General features: G+C 63.5%; 15 protein-coding genes. 13 read left to right on the top strand and 2 right to left on the bottom strand.

What is annotated here, in order from left to right; translation table 11 throughout:
• The first annotated feature begins 30 nt into the window (after positions 1-30).
• The 3 genes from LA343_RS09355 (at position 31) to thrB (ending at position 3,467) form a co-directional block, all read left to right on the top strand.
• Complete coding sequence (locus LA343_RS09355) at positions 31-1,365, top strand: homoserine dehydrogenase (protein WP_025403067.1); 1,335 nt, start codon at positions 31-33, stop codon at positions 1,363-1,365.
• Positions 1,366-1,512: 147 nt separating this feature from the next.
• Positions 1,513-2,544, top strand: coding sequence for a threonine synthase (gene thrC / locus LA343_RS09350; protein WP_052337669.1), 1,032 nt, complete (start codon positions 1,513-1,515; stop codon positions 2,542-2,544).
• Positions 2,541-3,467, top strand: coding sequence for a homoserine kinase (gene thrB / locus LA343_RS09345; protein ID WP_025403065.1), 927 nt, complete (start codon positions 2,541-2,543; stop codon positions 3,465-3,467). Before thrC ends, thrB begins: the two co-directional genes overlap by 4 nt.
• A gap of 6 nt (positions 3,468-3,473) precedes the next feature.
• Here thrB and LA343_RS09340 read toward each other — a convergent pair whose 3' ends face one another.
• Complete coding sequence (locus LA343_RS09340; protein WP_052337567.1) at positions 3,474-4,175, bottom strand: DedA family protein; 702 nt, start codon at positions 4,173-4,175, stop codon at positions 3,474-3,476.
• Between the two features lie 126 nt (positions 4,176-4,301).
• Positions 4,302-6,050: a long-chain fatty-acid--CoA ligase gene (locus LA343_RS09335; RefSeq protein WP_025403063.1), complete on the bottom strand. Its 1,749-nt coding sequence runs from the start codon at positions 6,048-6,050 to the stop codon at positions 4,302-4,304.
• Between the two features lie 295 nt (positions 6,051-6,345).
• Between LA343_RS09335 and rho the strand changes: the two genes are divergently transcribed.
• From rho to LA343_RS09285, 10 genes are all read left to right on the top strand, one after another.
• Entirely contained in the window at positions 6,346-8,196 is a 1,851-nt protein-coding gene (rho, locus tag LA343_RS09330; RefSeq protein WP_025403062.1) for a transcription termination factor Rho, read from the top strand.
• Positions 8,197-8,198: 2 nt separating this feature from the next.
• A complete protein-coding gene (prfA, locus tag LA343_RS09325; RefSeq protein WP_025403061.1) occupies positions 8,199-9,275 on the top strand; it encodes a peptide chain release factor 1 in 1,077 nt (358 codons plus the stop codon).
• 4 nt (positions 9,276-9,279) lie between these two features.
• Positions 9,280-10,308 (top strand): N5-glutamine methyltransferase family protein, encoded by a 1,029-nt coding sequence (locus LA343_RS09320; protein WP_224207497.1) that lies wholly within the window; start codon positions 9,280-9,282, stop codon positions 10,306-10,308.
• Positions 10,309-10,371: 63 nt separating this feature from the next.
• On the top strand, positions 10,372-11,031 hold the full coding sequence (locus LA343_RS09315) for an L-threonylcarbamoyladenylate synthase (RefSeq protein WP_025403059.1): 660 nt from the start codon (positions 10,372-10,374) through the stop codon (positions 11,029-11,031).
• Positions 11,032-11,141: 110 nt separating this feature from the next.
• Positions 11,142-12,305 carry an MraY family glycosyltransferase gene (locus LA343_RS09310; RefSeq protein ID WP_025403058.1) on the top strand — a complete coding sequence of 388 codons (1,164 nt, stop codon included), beginning with the start codon at positions 11,142-11,144 and terminating at the stop codon, positions 12,303-12,305.
• A 4-nt stretch (positions 12,306-12,309) separates the two neighbouring features.
• On the top strand, positions 12,310-12,777 hold the full coding sequence (locus LA343_RS09305; RefSeq protein ID WP_025403057.1) for a Cg1360 family ATP-synthase-associated protein: 468 nt from the start codon (positions 12,310-12,312) through the stop codon (positions 12,775-12,777).
• 485 nt (positions 12,778-13,262) lie between these two features.
• A complete protein-coding gene (atpB, locus tag LA343_RS09300) occupies positions 13,263-14,063 on the top strand; it encodes a F0F1 ATP synthase subunit A (RefSeq protein ID WP_025403056.1) in 801 nt (266 codons plus the stop codon).
• A 97-nt stretch (positions 14,064-14,160) separates the two neighbouring features.
• Positions 14,161-14,406 (top strand): ATP synthase F0 subunit C, encoded by a 246-nt coding sequence (locus LA343_RS09295; RefSeq protein ID WP_025403055.1) that lies wholly within the window; start codon positions 14,161-14,163, stop codon positions 14,404-14,406.
• Between the two features lie 54 nt (positions 14,407-14,460).
• Positions 14,461-15,021: a F0F1 ATP synthase subunit B gene (locus tag LA343_RS09290; protein ID WP_025403054.1), complete on the top strand. Its 561-nt coding sequence runs from the start codon at positions 14,461-14,463 to the stop codon at positions 15,019-15,021.
• A gap of 5 nt (positions 15,022-15,026) precedes the next feature.
• A complete protein-coding gene (locus tag LA343_RS09285) occupies positions 15,027-15,845 on the top strand; it encodes a F0F1 ATP synthase subunit delta (protein ID WP_025403053.1) in 819 nt (272 codons plus the stop codon).
• The last annotated feature ends 35 nt before the right edge of the window (positions 15,846-15,880 follow it).

The following is a 15,880-nucleotide window of genomic DNA, read 5'->3' as shown; positions in this document are numbered from 1 at the left end:
CTCGCACTTGAAACACAACTTTGGAGCGTTATGACTGAGACCGCACAAGCTGCTTTCAAACCCGGCAAGGGTGCTGGCTCGACCGTGGGCGTGGCCCTGCTGGGCATGGGTACGGTCGGAGCAGAGGTGCTGCGCCTGCTCGGTGAGCGGAGCGACGAGTTCACCGCCCGCATCGGCGGCCCCCTCGAGGTTCGGGGAATTGCAGTCGGCGATCTGAGCAAGCCCCGCCCCGGCGTGGACCGCGACCTCCTCACCGATGATGCCCTCGGCCTGGTGAAGCGGGACGATATCGACCTCGTCATCGAGGTTATCGGCGGCATTGATTACCCACGCCAGGTGGTCCTCGCCGCCCTGCGCGCTGGCAAGTCCGTGGTGACGGCCAACAAGGCCCTCATCGCCGCCCACGCAGACGATCTCGCCGCCGCCGCGGACGAGTCCGGTGTGGATCTGTTCTTCGAAGCCGCCGTGGCTGCAGCCATCCCGGTGGTCGGCCCGCTGCGCCGCTCCCTGGCCGGTGACAAGGTTAACCAAGTCATGGGCATCGTCAACGGCACCACGAACTTCATCCTCGATGCGATGTACCACCGCGGCGCCAGCTACGAGGAGATGCTCGCTGAGGCAACCGAGCTGGGCTACGCGGAGGCCGATCCGTCTGCGGACGTCGACGGTTACGATGCCGCCAGCAAGGCCGCCATCCTGGCCTCACTGGCGTTCCACACGCGCGTGTCTGGCGAGAACGTCCACACTGAGGGCATCCGCGACATCAGCGTGGAGGATATCGACGCCGCTAAGGCCGCAAACTCCACCATTAAGCTCCTCGCGATCTGCGAGCGTCTTGTCGACGACGAGGGCAAGGAATCCGTCTCGGCTCGCGTGTACCCGGCTCTGGTGCCGACCAGCCACCCGCTGGCCAGCGTGTCCGAGTCCTACAACGCCGTGTTCGTCGAGGCCGAGTCCGCAGGTCGCCTCATGTTCTACGGCAACGGCGCAGGTGGTGGCCCCACCGCATCTGCTGTGCTGGGTGACGTTGTGGCCGTGGCCCGCAACATCGTCCACGGCGGTCGCGGCCCCGGCGAGTCTACCTACGCCGAGCTGCCCATCGCCGATTTCGGCGACGTCTCCACGCGCTACCACGTAGACATGCAGGTCGATGACCGCACGGGTGTGCTGGCCGAGGTCGCCTCGGTGTTCGCGGAGCAGGGTGTGTCCCTGAAGACCGTGCGCCAGGAAGAGCTGCGCGATGGCGCCCGCCTGGTCGTTATCACCCACAGCGCCCGCGAGGCGGACCTGGAGAACACCGTGGACAAGCTCAAGCAACTCGATGCGGTCATGGCCATTAACTCCGTGATCCGCATGGAGGGCTAGCGGATCGGTGCCCTGGGGTGCCGGCGTGCAAGAATAAGAACGAGAATTTCAACCCTAAACCCCTAGAATCCCTAAGACTAGGACAAGCGAGTAAGGCGAATCGTGAGCAACAACAAGGTGCTAACGCACTGGACCGGTCTGATCAACATGTACCGCGAGCGGATGCCGTTCGCGAAGGATTGGGAGCCCATCACCCTCAACGAGGGCGGCACGCCGCTGCTGCGGGCTAACCACATCTCCGAGCTCACGGACTGTGACGTGTACTTGAAGATCGAGGGCGCCAACCCCACCGGTTCCTTCAAGGACCGTGGCATGACCGTGGCCGTAACCGACGCGTATCACAAGGGCCAGAAGGTGCTCATGTGCGCCTCGACCGGTAACACGTCGGCCTCCGCTGCGGCCTACGCCGCCCGCGCGGGCCTGAAGTGCGCTGTGCTCATCCCCGAGGGCAAGATCGCCCAGGGCAAGCTGGCGCAGGCCGTGATGCACGGCGCCCAGATCATCCAGGTGCGCGGCAACTTCGACGACTGCCTGGAGATGGTGCGCAAGACCACCACCGAGTTCCCCGAGATCGCACTGGTGAACTCCGTCAACCCGATGCGCATCGAGGGCCAGAAGACGGCCGCCTTCGAGATCGTCGATTGTTTGGGCGACGCCCCCGATATCCACGCGCTGCCGGTGGGCAACGCGGGCAACATCACCGCGTACTGGAAGGGCTACAGCGAGTACGCCGAGGACGGTGTCTCCACCCAGCGCCCGATGATGCTCGGCGTGCAGGCCGCAGGCGCGGCTCCGCTGGTCCACGGCGAGCCCGTGCTGGAGCCGGAGACCATCGCCACCGCCATTCGCATCGGTAACCCGGCTTCCTGGCAGCAGGCGGTTGCCGCCAAGGAGGAGTCCGGCGGTAACTTCCGTGCCCAGACCGATGAGCAGATCCTCAAGGCATACCACCTGGTGGCGTCGAAGGAAGGTGTCTTCGTGGAGCCAGCATCGGCATCGTCGGTGGCAGGCTTCCTGGACGCACACTCTAAGGGCGAGATCAAGGCCGGTTCGCGCGTGGTGTGCACCGTCACCGGCCACGGCCTGAAGGATCCGACGACCGCGCTGGCCGAGATGCCGGAGCCGACCGTCACCGATGTGGATACCCACGCGATCGCTGAGGCGCTGGGGCTGGAATGAGCGTAGAGATCCCGGTCGGCCGGAAGGCCAGCGTCAAGGTACCCGCATCGTCGGCGAACCTGGGTCCCGGGTTCGACACTCTCGGCCTGGCTTTGAGCCTGTACGACCACGTTGAGGTTGAGGTTGTGGAGTCCGGCCTGGAGGTTGTGGTCTCCGGCGAGGGCGAAGGCGAAGTCCCCCTAGACGAGCGTCACCTAGTGGTCAAGGCTCTGCGCGCGGCGTTGAAGGCCGCGGACGTTACCGCTCCGGGACTGCGCGTGGTGTGCACCAATGCCATCCCGCAGTCTCGCGGCATGGGGTCGTCGGCGTCGGCGGCCGCCGCAGGCGTGGCGGCGGCCAATGGCCTGGCTGATTTTGCGCTGGATAATGACACGATGGTGCAGCTCGCATCGACGTTCGAGGGGCACCCAGATAACGCTGCGGCGTCTATCCTCGGCGCAGGCATCGTGAGCTGGACGAACACCCCCATCGACGGACGCACGGCCCCGCAGTACTTCGCCCGGCGCATCGAGGTGCACCCGGATATCAAGGCCACGGCGTTCATCCCCGATTTCCACGCCTCCACGGAGGCCGTGCGGCGGGTGCTGCCCTCGGACATCAGCCACTTGGATGCGCGTTTCAATGTGTCGCGCACGGCGGTCATGACGGTGGCGCTGCGTGATGATCCCTCGCTGCTGTGGGAGGGCACGCGGGACCGGATGCACCAGACCTACCGCGCCGAGGTGCTGCCAGTAACCGCGGAGTGGGTCAATCGACTGCGCAACCTGGGGTACCCGGCGTATCTCTCCGGCGCCGGTCCCACCATCATGGTGCTGTCCACCAACCCGGTGGAGCGTTCGCTGGTGGAGGAAGCTCAGGGGCGCGGCATGAAGGTGCTGGAGCTCGATGTTGCGGGCCCCGTCACCGTAGAAGTCAGCGGCTAGCTCGCGCTAGTTCTCACCAACGGTTCGTGCTTGTTGTGCTTGGGCGCGGCGCTCCTCGCGGGCGTCGCGCCGTTTTGCTTGCCAGCCCTTCGCCACGCCGTACACGCCCGGGATGACGGACAGGGCCACGATACCCAGGAAGATAGCCTCGATGTTGTTGCGCACGAAGTCGATGCCACCTAGCAGGGACCCCAGGTAGACCACGCCGGAGCCCCACAGCACGCCACCGATGACGTTAAAGGTGATGAAGGTGCGGAACTTCATGCCCGCCATACCCGCGACCAGCGGGGCATAGGTGCGCACGATGGGCACGAAGCGACAAATGATGATCGTGACGGGCCCGTATTTGTCGAAGAAATCCTCGGTTTGCTTGAGGTAGGCCTGCTTGAAGAACCGTCCGTCTGGGCGGTTGCGCAGCCGGGGGTGGAAGGTGTGGCCGATCCAGTAGCCGACCTGATCGCCGAGAATCGCGGCGATGGGCGCTGCGACGAGGACTACCCACAGCGGGGCGAAACCATCGGGCTGGGAGGCCAGCAGACCGGCGGTGAACAGCAGCGAATCGCCGGGCAGGAAGGGGAACAGCAGACCCGATTCGATAAAGACCATGATGAACATGGCGGGTAGCACGGCGGCGCCGAAGGGACCGTTCTCCGAGAGCAGTTGGATGGGATCGGTCCACGCGGGACCCATGGCCATGATGGTTGTCATGTCCGAGAACATTACTCGGGTAGACAACGATCGAACGAGTTGAGATAGTCTGCCCTGCGATCTTCATGGAGACTTCTTAGCTACCTCGGTCTGCGCTGACAGCAGATTGCCAGCCTGCGCACGCACCTAGAGCTTAATGATCTCGAACTCCCCGCGCTGATAGTGCTTCCGCAGGTCTTTCTTGTCGAACTTGTCCACGCTGGTCTTGTCCACATAATCCACGAACGTCCAGTATTCCGGCAGCATCCACCGCGGCACCTTCGTTCCGAGGTGCCGGGCCAGCTCAGCGGCCATCTCCGGCGTGCGCGGCGCGCCTTCCTGCATGTGCACCACAGCCAGAGGGCGTTGGCCCCATTTCTCGTCCGGAATGCCGATGACCGCGGCCTCCACCACGGCGGCCGGTTCCATGAGGTAGTTCTCCAGCACCGCCGAGTAGATCCATTCGCCACCGGAACGGATGAGGTCTGCCTTGCGGTCGTGAATGGTCAGATAGCCGTCGCGGTTGACGGTGGCGATGTCGCCGGTGCGCAGCCACCCGTCCTCGGTGAACCGGTCGTGTGCATCATCCACGTCGTCGCCGCGGAACACGGAGGCTTCGCCGGACTCGTCTTCTGGGATGTCCTGGGAGGGGGAGTGGTAGTAGCGGCACGTCACCGTGTTGCCGCGCACGTGGAGTTCTCCGGAGTTGCGGTCGTTGGCGTCGAGTACCGTGCCGTCGTCGTCCACGATGCGGTATTCCAGGCCCACCTGGAACCGGCCCTGCGACATGCGGTAGCGTGCCCGCGCCTCGCCGTCCACTCCCGCGGGTGGGTGTGCCACGGTGCCGATGGAGGCCGTTTCGGTCATGCCCCAGCAGTGGATCATGTCCACACCGAAGCGTTCCTCCCACGCAGCAATGAGCGCCTGCGATACGGGCGAGCCGCCCGCGTAGATCTCCCGCAGGCTCATCTTCTTCGGTTCGTTGTGCCCGTAGTAGACCATCAGGCTCGTCCACACTGCCGGCGAGCCGTGTGCCTGCTGTGGCATGGCGCTGGCGATGACGTGCGCCAGATGCTCCGGGCTGGTGCTGCGCCCGGTGAACACCATCGGTGCGCCGGACATGAATGCGGCCAGCGGCACGCCCCAGCTCAGCACGTGGTAGATCGGCACGCAGCACAGGAATGTGGTGCCGTTGCGGATGCCGAAACTATCGGCGGTCCGCAGGTCTAGGGAGTGCAGCCACAGTGAGCGGTGCGAGTACACGACGGCCTTCGGCGCGCCCTCGGTGCCGGTGGAATAGCACATCGCGGCCGGGGAGGTCTCGGGCAGCTGCGGCCAGTCGTAGACGCAGCTGCGCCCGTCCATCGCCGCTTCGTAGCTTTCCACGGCGGGGGCCACAGCGCTTGTGCTTTCCTTCCCGTAGATGTCTGCCACGACGTCGCGTACGTGGCCCAGCTTGCGCATCGACGGGCCAGTCACCACCAGCGCCTCCACGGACGGGCACTGGGGCAGCAGCGGTACGAGTTGCTCCGCGTAGGCGGGGTCCATGACGAGCACCTTCGGCTGCGCATGGTTGATGATGTGCGTGATCTGATCGTCCATGAGCAGCCGGTTGATGGGGTTGAATACCGCGCCCATGGAGGCCACGCTGAGCATCGTTTCCAGATGTTCCGTGCAGTTAGATAGCAGCGTGCCCACGCGGTCGCCGATCTCCACGCCGAATTCGTCCGCGAGGGCGTTGGCAAACGCCGCCGCGCGCGTCGCGATCTCGCCGAACGTGGTGTTGTCCGCGTGGTCGTCGAAGTAGGTGGATACCACCGTGTTGCGGTGTGTGTTGGCTCCGTATTGCAGGATGCGCGCTACGGAGAGGGGGATCTCCTGCATCGTGGACTTCATGACTTCTCAGCCTACCGTGGGTGGTGCTATTGTTAATTACATCTTCGTAAAACCCGCTCGTTCGGGTTTGAGTATCGGAGTTTCGTTGCGGGGTATGATTCGTCTCGGTTGCTAGTTTTTTTGCCCGACGCCCCTACGTGCTCCACAGCCGTACCGCCCGTTCGTGGGTTGCTGGCGTGGGGTATCTCGTGAAAAGAACATTCTCAATAATCCATGCTTTTTACACCGTGTGTGTCGCCTGCCGGAAAGTTCCTGGCAGCCGCGAACCGGGGAGTGTAAACGTGAAAGGACTTTCGTGAGCCTGTCCGATATTTTGGCTCGGGGCCAAGCCAATGGCCTTGCATCCTTGAAGTTGCCAGAGCTGCGCCAGATCGCCGCCGCCCAAGGATTGAGGGGAACCTCCGGGCTGCGCAAGGGGGATCTCATCGCAGCTATCGAATCCGCTGGTACCGGCGGGGGAGCGCCTCGTCAGAAGCCCAAGCAGGAGCCGAAGCAGGAGTCTCGCCAGGGCGACTCCAGCAATGCCGCTGATGCTGGGCATGCAGATTCCGCAGGGGATCAGCCAGATCGCCAGCAGCAGGAGCGCCAGGACCGTCAGGAGCGCCGCGAGCGCCACCGGAACCCGAACAATCGTGGTGACCGCTCGAATGACCGTGGTGGGGATGCCGACGTAGCGGCGTCGAACGATAACGATAATTCCGGCAACTCCAGTAACTCCAATAACTCCGAGAACAACGGCGAGCGCAACAACGATCGCAATAACGACCGCAACAATGATCGCGGCCATGATCGCAATGGGGAGCGCGGCAATCGTCGCAACCGCAGGAACCGTCGCAACCGCCGCGGGCGCGGCCGTGACCGGGATAACAACCGCAATGATCAGCGGGACAGCAACCGCGATAACCGCGATAACCGGGACAACCGGGACAATAACCGCGACAACAATAACGATCGCGACAACCAGGCCTCGGAGAACCTCGCGCCGGTCGCGGGCATCCTCGACTTCGCGGACGCCAACACGGCCTTCATCCGCACCACCGGCTACCACGCCGGAAGCACGGACGTTTACGTGCCGATCAACACCGTGCGCAAGTACGGCATGCGCCACGGCGATGCGATCACCGGCACCATCAAGCCGCGCAACAATAACAACAACAATCAGGGTGGCGGCCGCGGGCGGAACCGCCAGAATTACACGCCGATCCACCAGGTCGAGACCGTCAACGGCCTCACCCCGGAGCAGGCTGCTCAGCGCCCGCACTTCTCCAAGCTCACCCCGCTGTACCCGAACCAGCGCCTGCGCCTGGAGACTGAGCCGAAGATCCTCACCACGCGCGTGATCGACCTCATCATGCCGATCGGCAAGGGCCAGCGTGCGCTCATCGTCTCCCCGCCGAAGGCCGGTAAGACCACGATCCTGCAGGACATCGCCAACGCGATCGCCACGAATAACCCGGAGTGCTACCTCATGGTCGTGCTCGTGGACGAGCGCCCCGAAGAGGTTACGGACATGCAGCGCAGCGTCCACGGCGAGGTTATTTCCTCCACGTTTGACCGCCCGCCGGGAGAGCACACCGCCGTGGCCGAGCTCGCCGTGGAGCGCGCTAAGCGCCTCGTGGAGCAGGGCAAGGACGTGGTGCTGTTGCTGGACTCCATCACCCGCCTGGGCCGTGCGTACAACAACAGCTCGCCGGCTTCCGGACGCATCCTGTCCGGTGGTGTGGACTCCAACGCGCTGTACCCGCCGAAACGTTTCCTCGGTGCGGCCCGCAACATTGAAAACGGTGGCTCGCTGACGATCATCGCCACCGCCATGGTGGAGACCGGCTCGGCCGGCGACACCGTGATCTTCGAGGAATTCAAGGGCACCGGCAACGCGGAGCTCAAGCTCGATCGCAAGATCGCGGAGCGCCGCGTGTTCCCGGCCGTGGATGTCAACCCCTCCGGCACCCGCAAGGACGAGCTGCTGCTCGGCCCGGAGGAGGCGCGCATCATGCACAAGCTGCGCCGCATCCTGTCCGCCCTGGATTCTCAGGCCGCCATCGATCTGCTCATCAAGCAGCTGCGCAAGAACAAGACCAACCGCGAGTTCATGATGCAGGTCGCATCCTCCGCTCCGTTGGCCGGTGAGGACGAGGAGGACTAATCATGGCTGATACCCCATCAATGATCGACGACATCCTGGCCGAGTACCAGGGCCTGGAAATGCAGCTCAGCGACCCCGAGCTGCACAATGACCCGTCGGCTGCGCGCAAGGTGGGCAAGCGATTCTCCGAGTTGCAGCCCATCATCCAGACCTACGATCGCCTGCAGCAGGCCCGCGAGGATCACGAAGCTGCCCAGGAAATGGCCAGCGAGGACAAGGAATTCGCGGACGAGGCCAAGCGCCTGGAGCAGGAGATCCCCGAGCTGGAAGAAAAGCTCACCGATCTGCTGGCTCCGCGCGACCCGCACGATGGCGATGACATCGTCATGGAAATCAAGTCCGGTGCCGGCGGCGAGGAAGCCGCCCTGTTCGCGGGCGAGCTGGCGCGCATGTACCAGCGCTATGCCGAGCGCCACGGATTCTCCACGGAAATCCTGGGCCTCAACGAAACAGACCTCGGTGGCGTGAAGGACATGACCCTGTCCATCCGCTCGAAGCAGCCCAGCCGCGACGGCGCCTGGTCTGAGTTCAAGTTCGAAGGCGGCGTGCACCGCGTGCAGCGCGTGCCCGTGACCGAGTCGCAGGGCCGCATCCAGACCTCCGCCGCCGGTGTGCTCGTCTACCCGGAGCCGGATGAGGTCGAGGACGTGGAGATCGACGACAAGGACATCCGCGTGGACGTCTACCGCTCCTCCGGTAAGGGCGGCCAGGGCGTGAACACCACGGACTCCGCCGTGCGCATCACTCACCTGCCCACCGGCGTGGTCGTGACCTGCCAGAAGGAACGCTCCCAAATCCAGAACAAGGCGCGCGCCATGCAGGTGCTGGCGGCTCGCCTGCAGCAGATGAAGGAAGAGGAAGCGGAAGCCGAGGCCGCAGAGGGTCGCGCGGCACAGATCCGCACGATGGATCGTTCCGAACGCATCCGCACCTACAACTTCCCCGAATCTCGCGTGTCTGATCACCGCATCGGTTACAAAGCCAACAACCTCGACGCCGTACTCGGCGGTGACCTCGAGGCCCTGTTCGCGGCGCTCAAGGACGCAGAGCGCGCGCGGCGGCTGGAGGCGGAGGGCTAGGCCTTTGAGCCCCGAACACACCGATCAGACTGATAGCACTGAGATCACAGAGCTCACTGATATCACAGTGTCCCAGGCCACTCGGGCGGGGGCGAGCCTTCTCGCCGCCGCTGGGGTGGCCTCGGCCGATGTGGAGGCGCGCCTGCTCATGCGCTACGCGCTGGCCAGCGCCGACTCGGCGCCGCTGAGCCCCGTCAGCGCCACCGCGCTGTTCATGGCCGCGGATGACCCGGCGCCCGATACCTTCGAGCCCTGGCTGCAGCGCCGCGTGCGCCGCGAACCCCTGCAGCACATCGTGGGCTCCGCACCCTTCGACGGCCTGGACTTCTTCAGCGCCCCTGGTGCGTTCATCCCACGCCCGGAAACCGAACTCCTCGTGGAATGGGCAGCCGAGCAGGCCTTCGAGCTGGTGCGCTACCAGCGGGCGTCGGCGTTGCGGGCCTCGCTGTTTAGCGACTCAGTGACGATCGTGGATATCTGCAGTGGACCCGGGACCATCGCGCTCGCGGTGGCGCACCGACTAGCGCCCCTGGTGGACGAGGGGATTCGGGTGGGCGTCGTCGGATTAGAAAAATCCCCCGAGGCCATCGACTTGGCGAACAAGAATGCGGCCGCGCTGCCGATCGACCCGCGCGTTGACGTGCGCTTCCTGCCGTTCGACGTGGCACACCCGCTGCGCGCGGGCAAGAAGGCGCTGGTCGGAACGGCCGACGTGGTGGTCAGCAACCCGCCCTACGTGCCCGCCGATGCCGACGTGAGCCCCGAAGTCCACGCCGACCCGCCCGAGGCGGTGTTCTCCGGCGACGACGGGCTCGAGCTCATGCCGAAGGTTGTGGAGCTGGCGGCGCTGCTATCGGCCCCGCATAGCGCAGTGGGCATCGAACACGATGATTCCAACGGCGAGGGCGTGCAGAAGCTCATGCACGAGGCAGGCATGATCGATGTGCAGCAGCACGATGATCTTGCCGGGCGCCCGCGTTTCGTGTCTGCCCATGTGCAGCGTGATCCCGCCTACATCCCGCCGCAGGTCTAAAGTAGACACAGGTAAAAATAGAACCGGCTAGCTTTCCCACCAAGCTTCCACGAAAGGTCACGAATGTCCCAGACAGTCGACGCCACCGATCCGCAGTCGCGCGAGCACGCCATCGACACCGCCGTGGACGCGGTCAAGGCGGGCCGACTCGTTGTTATGCCCACCGATACCCTCTACGGAATCGGTTGCGACGCCTTCGACAACGAGGCCGTCAACGCATTGCTGCGCGCCAAGGGGCGCGGCCCGGACATGCCGGTGCCGGTGCTCGTGGGCAGCTGGACCACCATCGAGGGCCTGGTGCGGGAATACACCTACAACATGCGCCGGCTCGTGGAGGCCTTCTGGCCCGGCGGGCTGTCCATGGTGGTGAACCAGGCGCCAAGCCTGCCGTGGAACTTGGGGGATACCCGTGGCACCGTGATGCTGCGGATGCCGATGCACCCCGTGGCCATTGAGCTGCTGCAGCGCACCGGCCCGATGGCCGTCTCGAGCGCCAATATTTCCGGCCAGGCCCCGGCGACGAATGTCCAGATGGCGAAGGATCAATTGGGCTCGGACGTGAATACGTACATTGATGGGGGAGAAGCCACCGTGGGCGTGGCCTCGACCATCGTGGATCTGGCTTCCGGTCGGCCCCGCATCTTGCGCGAAGGGGCGATCTCTGCGGAGAAGATCAGCCAGGTGCTGGGCATCAGCTCAGCAGAATTGCGGGGGCAGGTCTAAGGCCACCGCCCATGTCCATATCCGTCCTCTCCGATGCAGCGCACACTGCTGGTGCGGCTGGCACTGTTAGCGTGCCGAGTGCGGCTAGCACATCCAGCGCTGCCGACACCATGCTGCTGGCCCAGCCCAGCATCGGTGCCGGTGTGCCGCTGCGCGAGCTGGCGCTGGTGATCCTCATCGGCTGCACCGTGACCTATCTTGTCACGGGTGTAGTGCGCAGCCTCGTCGTGCGCTACGGTCGCATCGCCGCCCCCCGCGAGCGCGACGTGCACACCGTGCCTATCCCGCGTCTCGGCGGTGTGGCGATGTTCACCGGCTTCATCGTGGCCGTGGTGGTGGCCGGGCAGTTCCCGGCTTTGACGAGGGGTTTTCCACCAGTCACGCCTGATATGACCGCGGTCATCTCCGCGGCGTTCATCATCGTGGTGGTCGGTGTGGTTGACGACCTTTACGATATCTCGTGGGTCCTCAAGCTCGGCGGGCAGGTCATCGGTGCCATCACCATGAGTTTGCTCGGATTGAGCTGGTACCTGCTGTACGTCCCCGTGGGAGGCGGCACCACGCTCATTCTCGACCAAGTACAGTCCACGATCTTGACCACGGTGCTGACCGTCGCGATCGTTAACGCCATGAACTTCGTCGACGGTCTGGATGGCCTGGCCGCCGGGCTGGGGCTCATCGCCGCTGGCACAATCTTGGTCTATTCGATGACCATCCTCCACGATCAGGGCGGCACCGTCTCCGCGTATCCGCCGGCGATCATCTCGGCGGGACTGGCAGGAGTGTGCGCGGGCTTCTTGCCGCACAACTTCTCGCCGGCGCGGATCTTCATGGGAGATAGCGGGTCCATGCTCATCGGCCTGTTGCTATCTGCCGCGTGCGTGTCTGCCTCGGGTCGCATCAACATGTCCCTGTACGGCACGGCTGACGTCTTCGCTCTGCTGTCTCCCGTCATCGTGGTGATGGCGGCGCTGTCCATCCCCATGCTGGACCTGCTCATGGCCGTGGTGCGCCGCGTCCGCCGGGGCGAGAGTCCCTTCGCACCGGACAAGCAGCACTTGCACCACCGATTGCTGCAGATCGGGCATTCCCAGCGCCGCGTGGTGCTGGTGATGTACAGCTGGGTGATCGTGGTCGCCTTCGGTGCGGTGGGCTCCACGGTGTTGCCACCGGGAGTTACGGCGGTGGCCTTCGGAACCCTCATTCTGTTGGCCCTCGTTGGCACTGTGGTACCGCTGTGGCGGGAAAACAAGAACACCTCGGGTAGGCTGTGAGACCGTGACTGAGAGCCAGAACCCCCAAACCCGCCCGACCACGCCCGGCCCGGAGATCAACGATGTCTCCAAGGTGGACGATCATCAGTGGCCGCTCAAGCGCGCGGCACGCAATGGCACGATCGTCGTGGGCCTGATCATCTTCGCCTCGCTCGTGGTGTGGGGAGCCGTGGCCGATGGGGAGGGCCTGTGGGGCGCCCTGATCGGCGGGGCCATCGGTGGCGGCTTCATGCTGGCTACGGTGGTAGTGATCCTGGTGACGTCGAATACCAGCCCCACCACGACGATGGCCGTGGTGCTGGGAAGCTGGCTGCTCAAGGCCGCGGTGGTGCTCATCGCCCTGCTGGCGCTGAAGAACCTGGAGTTCTACAACCACGCTGCCCTGGCGACCACGGTGATCCTGACCCTTATTGGCGCTCTCGCCACGGAGATTTATGCGGTGACCAAGGGTCAGCGCCTCTACGTGGGTTAGTAGCCCCAAGGTTAGTAGCCCCGACGCCCACAGCCTGCGAATTCAGGCAGGCCGGTGGGGGACTCGAGGTGGGGAAGACAATCAAAGGACACAACGGTCGGGGGTGATTGGGGGGAAGATCACACTATGGGTCAACGGCGGGTGCTGGGGATGTTTGCGCAGTTCATAGCGGGTGGAGGGGGCAACGTTAGGGGAGGAAACGCACATTTGTCTCCGTAGGGCCGTTGGAACGCCCGCTGAAAGGGGGAGATCGCTGGGAGTTGCTTGGCAGCTAGACCCGTAAAGCTGATAATGTTCTTTAGGGCCACAATGCACTCTGCCAGTTTCCTGGCAAAACGGGTGCATACAGAAGGCGCCTACCGGCTCCACCAGGACGTGCGACGGAGTCCAAGGGTCGGTAAACAAGTACCTCCATCGCACCGCTGACTTTTCAAGTTCACGCGGCCCAATCACGGGAGAGAACGCTGAGCGTAACAACCTTGGCCATGAAGGGCGAGTTTCACGTCCCTTCATTGGAACACGAATTCTTCCCGGGGCAACTGGATCCGAACAACCTCTGGTTGGACAACTTCGCAGGTGGTGCGTTCGCTCTAGACCGCATCATGCTGATCCGCATCCTGATGATGGCGCTGGTCGCAGCGTTCTTCTTCTTCGCGATGCGGAAGCCGAAGCTGATCCCACGAGGTGTACAAAACGTTGCGGAAATCGCACTCGATTTCGTGAGGATCCACATCGCGGAGGATATTTTGGGGAAGAAGGAAGGGCGTCGTTTCCTTCCGATCATCACAGCGATCTTCTTCAGCGTGCTGGCCGTCAACCTTCCGACGATCATCCCGTTCCTGAACATCTCGCCATCCGCCCGCATCGGCTTCCCGCTGACGCTGGCCGTGATCGCATACGTGGTGTTCATCTACGCGGGTGTGAAGCGTTACGGCTTCGGCAAGTTCGTGAAGTCCTCGCTGGTGATCCCAGGGCTACCACCATTTCTTCACATCATCGTGGTGCCCATTGAGTTCGTCTCCACATTCATCCTTCGTCCGCTTACGTTGACCATCCGTCTGATGGCCAACATGCTGGCCGGACACCTCATCCTCGTCATGCTGTTCGCTGCTACGAACTTCTTCTTCTGGCAGCTGAATGGTTGGACCTTGCTGGCTGGCGGCACGCTGCTCTTCGCCGTTGCATTCACCTTCTTCGAGCTCATGGTTATCGTTCTGCAGGCATACATCTTTGCCCTGCTGACTGCCGTGTACATCGAGCTGTCCCTGCACGCTGACGAGCACTAGCCACCGGGTACCCAGAAAAACTCATGCACAATACGATCAAAGAGAACAAACGGACATAACCCCCTTTGATCGTTTCCAGAAAGGTAATGGAAAACAAATGAACGACATCCTCGTACTTGCTCAGGAAACCACCACCGCCCTGACCGGCCTGGGCGCTGTCGGCTACGGCCTGGCTGCCATCGGCCCCGGCATCGGCGTGGGCCTGGTTGCCGGCAAGACCGCTGAAGCTATGGCTCGTCAGCCCGAGATGGCTGGCCAGCTGCGCACCACCATGTTCCTGGGCATCGCCTTCACCGAGGCCCTGGCCCTGATTGGTCTGGTCGCTGGCTTCCTGTTCGCTTAATCTGCGGCGTTTCACTAAAGAACAACACCCGCACACGAGCGAAAGCTGGAGACTATGACGAACCTATTTTTCATGGCAGCTGAGAAACTGCCAATGGAGGAGCAGATTAACCCTCTGCTCCCTCCGCTGTATGACATCGTCTGGTCCATCATTCCCTTCGCAGTAGTCCTGATCGTCTTCTGGAAGGCAGTCCTTCCGAAGTTCCAGGAAGTGCTGAATCAGCGCGAGGACCAGATTGAGGGCGGCATCCAGCGTGCCGAGGCAGCTCAGGCTGAAGCTAAGGCTGCGCTTGAAAAGTACAACGCCCAGCTCGCTGAGGCCCGCACTGAGGCCGCACAGATCCGTGATGACGCACGTTCCCAGGGACAGAAGATCATCGCTGATATGAAGGCTCAGGCTACCGAAGAGTCTGCACGCATCGTCGAGTCCGGCAATAAGCAGCTCGAGGCACAGCGTGCAGCTGTTGTCTCCGACCTGCGTAAGGAGATGGGGGAGAACTCCATCAACCTGGCTGAGCGCCTGCTGGGCGAGCAGCTGTCGGATGACGTCAAGCGTTCGGGCACTATCGATAACTTCCTTGCTGGCTTGGACAACGTCAGCAGCGCTAGGAAGTGATCGGTATGCACGCAGCGAGCCGAGAGGCACTTGAGCGCCTCGTCGAAACCCTGAACAAGGGACTGAACGAGTCCGCCGAGCAGGTGGGTACCGGAGCCACCACTGGCACCGAGCTCTTCGAATTTGTCGACGTGCTCGACCGTGAGCGCGCCCTTCGGGTTGCGCTCGTTGACTCCGCGAAGTCTGCCGACCAGCGCGTATCCTTGGTTAAGGAATTGCTGGCTGGGAAGGTATCGAACTCCACCGAGGAGATCGTGTCCGCTGCTGTGTCCCAGAATTGGTCAAACTCCCGTGACTTCCGCAACGGACTTGTGAAGCTGGGCCGCGTGGCTCTGCTTCGTTCCGCTGAGGGACAGGGCCAGCTTGACCGGGTTCAGGACGAATTGTTCCGCCTCGCACGCATCGTGGAGAACGAGCCTCAGCTCGAGCTCCTCCTGGCTGATCGTTCGGCATCCGTGGATGCCCGCCGCGATCTGCTGGCCAAGGTGCTGTACGGCAAGGTCACGGCAACGACTGAAGCGCTGGCACTGCAGGCCATTGGCCGTTTGCGCCAGCGTCCAGTCGAAGCACTTGATTCTCTGACCGATGAGGTCGCTGCATTGGAAGGCCGCGAGGTTGCTCGCGTCCGCTCCGCAGCTCCTCTGGGCGAACAGCAGCAGTCCCTTCTGGCTGACAAGCTGGAAAAGATTTACGGTCGCAAGATCGCTGTACACACTGAGGTTGATTCCAGCCTCCTCGGTGGTGCCGTGATCCGCGTCGGCGACGAAGTGATCGATGGAAGCACCGCAGGCAAACTGCAGCGCTTGCGTCGTTCCCTCGCCTAAGCAGACCACAGACAAGTCGTAAAGCTGGAAGACGA

It is taken from the genome of Corynebacterium falsenii (genome assembly GCF_020099275.1).
Classification (GTDB): Bacteria; Actinomycetota; Actinomycetes; order Mycobacteriales; family Mycobacteriaceae; genus Corynebacterium; species Corynebacterium falsenii.
Note: the sequence above shows the minus strand (reverse complement) of the source record. Positions and strands in the feature narration are given on the sequence as shown.

Bases quoted from the DNA above. Each gene is read 5' to 3' on its own strand.
- LA343_RS09285 (WP_025403053.1), top strand. From the start codon at position 15,027: ATGCACGCAGCGAGCCGAGAGGCACTTGAGCGCCTCGTCGAAACCCTG.
- LA343_RS09315 (WP_025403059.1), top strand. From the start codon at position 10,372: ATGTCCCAGACAGTCGACGCCACCGATCCGCAGTCGCGCGAGCACGCC.
- prfA (WP_025403061.1), top strand. From the start codon at position 8,199: ATGGCTGATACCCCATCAATGATCGACGACATCCTGGCCGAGTACCAG.
- thrC (WP_052337669.1), top strand. From the start codon at position 1,513: ATGTACCGCGAGCGGATGCCGTTCGCGAAGGATTGGGAGCCCATCACC.
- LA343_RS09335 (WP_025403063.1), bottom strand. From the start codon at position 6,050: ATGAAGTCCACGATGCAGGAGATCCCCCTCTCCGTAGCGCGCATCCTG.
- atpB (WP_025403056.1), top strand. From the start codon at position 13,263: ATGAAGGGCGAGTTTCACGTCCCTTCATTGGAACACGAATTCTTCCCG.
- thrB (WP_025403065.1), top strand. From the start codon at position 2,541: ATGAGCGTAGAGATCCCGGTCGGCCGGAAGGCCAGCGTCAAGGTACCC.
- LA343_RS09295 (WP_025403055.1), top strand. From the start codon at position 14,161: ATGAACGACATCCTCGTACTTGCTCAGGAAACCACCACCGCCCTGACC.
- LA343_RS09355 (WP_025403067.1), top strand. From the start codon at position 31: ATGACTGAGACCGCACAAGCTGCTTTCAAACCCGGCAAGGGTGCTGGC.
- LA343_RS09290 (WP_025403054.1), top strand. From the start codon at position 14,461: ATGACGAACCTATTTTTCATGGCAGCTGAGAAACTGCCAATGGAGGAG.
- LA343_RS09310 (WP_025403058.1), top strand. From the start codon at position 11,142: ATGCTGCTGGCCCAGCCCAGCATCGGTGCCGGTGTGCCGCTGCGCGAG.
- LA343_RS09340 (WP_052337567.1), bottom strand. From the start codon at position 4,175: ATGACAACCATCATGGCCATGGGTCCCGCGTGGACCGATCCCATCCAA.